This is a genomic window from Mesorhizobium sp. M0276 (assembly GCF_040321755.1).
Classification (GTDB): Bacteria; Pseudomonadota; Alphaproteobacteria; order Rhizobiales; family Rhizobiaceae; genus Mesorhizobium.
Genome location: NZ_JAMYSC010000136.1, coordinates 1 through 2,074 on the forward strand (window position 1 = coordinate 1; position 2,074 = coordinate 2,074).

Annotated in this window: 2 protein-coding genes; one reads left to right on the top strand and one right to left on the bottom strand. The window is 64.8% G+C overall.

The window, feature by feature from the left end; genetic code table 11:
• Positions 1 to 323: 323 nt before the first annotated feature.
• Entirely contained in the window at positions 324 to 1,193 is an 870-nt protein-coding gene (locus NKJ01_RS36075; RefSeq protein WP_352735341.1) for a LysR substrate-binding domain-containing protein, read from the bottom strand.
• A 98-nt stretch (positions 1,194 to 1,291) separates the two neighbouring features.
• Here NKJ01_RS36075 and NKJ01_RS36080 point away from each other — a divergent pair, with 98 nt between their 5' ends.
• Entirely contained in the window at positions 1,292 to 1,891 is a 600-nt protein-coding gene (locus NKJ01_RS36080) for a LysE family translocator (RefSeq protein ID WP_352735339.1), read from the top strand.
• Positions 1,892 to 2,074: the final 183 nt, after the last annotated feature.

The window sequence follows — 2,074 nt, forward strand, 5'->3', positions numbered from 1 at the left end:
CTGCGGTTCACAGAGCTGGTCGCCCAATACTTGTTCGGGCGGCGAAAAATAAACGCCATCGATAAGCCGCCGCCGGTCAATCCGAGCCGACCACGAGACCGATCCTGCCTCAATCAGATGGCCTTCATATATGAATAACTTTCCCCGGACAGTCCTGCATGACATGGGGGAGAGGTGGCCGCGCCGCGGCCGGAGCGGGGGGGTGGTAGGGGGGATGCTTTGTGAAAACTTGGCACTTCGGCGCCAATCCCCTCTCCGTCTCGGCTTCGCCGAGCCACCTCTCCCCACATTCGTGGGGCGAGGAACCCAAGTTCTTCCAGGCCTCAAGCCGCCACCAGCCGCCGTGCGAGTCCATCCCTGATATACCGCGCGAATTCCTGCGCCGCCGGCCCTACCCCATGCCTCGGCAAATGCAGATTGATCGAAAAATTCGGCAGCGGCGGCAGCCCGGACTCCGATGGCAATATGTCGAGATCGGCCGGCACCGTGGAGGCAAGCCAGGTAGTGACCGCGAGGTCGGAACGCACTGTCGCCGTCGTCGCATCGATGTTGCCGTTTTCGAACACGGTGCGCCACTCCAGACCATGCTCGCCGAGCGCCGCCAGCACCGCCGGGCGGAAGGCGCAGGTATCGGCGACGATCGAAACCGGCAGCGGCCGCTTGGCACGGGCAACGCCGCCCTTGGCGCCGACCCAGACCAGCCGGTCGATGGCAAGGCATTCGCCCGCCGACGGGCCGACGCGTTCCTCGATCACCGCGAGGTCGATGGTCCCGGCCGCAAGAGCAGCGGCCAACTCGGGCGACGAAGCGCAGACCAGCGATATTTCGACCTGCGGATAGGTCTCGGCATATGTCTTCAGCACCGGTGCCAGCAAGGTGCCGACAAGGTCGTAAGGCACGCCGAGGCGCACTTGGCCGGCGACCGGGGTGCCCGCCATCTCGGCCCAGATTTCGTCATTCAGGGCCAGCAGCCGCTTTCCCTTGCCGAACAGCTGTTCGCCAGCACGCGTCAGCCGCAAGCCGCGCCGGTCGCGTTCGAACAGGCCGGAACCGAGCGCTTCCTCCAGCCGCTTGATCTGCTGGCTGACAGCACCCTGCGTCAGGTGCAGCATATTGGCAGCCGCTGTCATGCTGGCCTTGTCGGCGACGGCGACGAAGGTGCGGATCAGCGCCATATCGAGATTTCGGATCATGGTTGGCATTATGCCTGCTAATGCAAACCATGGCAAACATTGCATTTACTGAAATTCATGCACGGCTACGATGGCAACTTCCGAACAGAGGAAGCCGCATGCTCGAGCCCGTCATCCCGCTCATCCTGTTTGCCATCGTTGCCACCACCACGCCCGGCATCGCCACGACCTTGTCGACCGCGTCCGGCGCGCAGTTCGGCTTTCGCCGTTCCGTGCCTTTGCTGGTCGGCAGCGCCGCCGGCCTCGCCACCGTGACCGGCGCGACCGCCGCCGGGCTCGCCGGGCTGCTGCTTGCCGTGCCCTCGCTGCAACTGGCGATGAAGGTCATCGGCTCGCTTTATCTCGTCTGGCTGGCGATCAAGATCGGCCGCAGCGGACCGCCCAATCTGGATGTGACCATGGCCAGACCGAACAGCTTTCTTGGCGGCGCCGGCATTCAATGGATGAACCCGAAAGGCTGGGCGATGGGATTGGGTGCCGCAGCCTCGTTCGCAGCGCTGGCCAGCGGGCCGATGCAGCTCGCGCTGCTGCTCGGCGTCACCTTCGGCCTCGCCGCCGCCGCCTCGCTGTCGCTGTGGTGCGTGGCCGGCATGCTGCTTTCCCGGCTGCTCAAGACCGAGCGGCAATGGCGCGCGCTCAACATCGTGCTGGCGCTGGTGCTTGCCGCATCGATCATCCCGCTGTGGCGGGCGGCCTGAGGCGCTCAAGCCAAAATCCGCGCCAGTACCCGGACCTTCGGTCCTACCTCCCCACAATCGCATGGGCGGACGAGGCGCTTCCTCACCCTCCCCCTTGTGGGCAGGGCTATCGCATATGAGTAAAGAGGCTAAGCAGGTTTTGATCGGCCCATCGTGCCTTGAGTCGTTTGTGGCTGAGCGGGA

Excerpts from the sequence above, each read along its gene's own strand:
- NKJ01_RS36075 (WP_352735341.1), bottom strand. The coding sequence starts at position 1,193 with ATGATCCGAAATCTCGATATGGCGCTGATCCGCACCTTCGTCGCCGTC.
- NKJ01_RS36080 (WP_352735339.1), top strand. The coding sequence starts at position 1,292 with ATGCTCGAGCCCGTCATCCCGCTCATCCTGTTTGCCATCGTTGCCACC.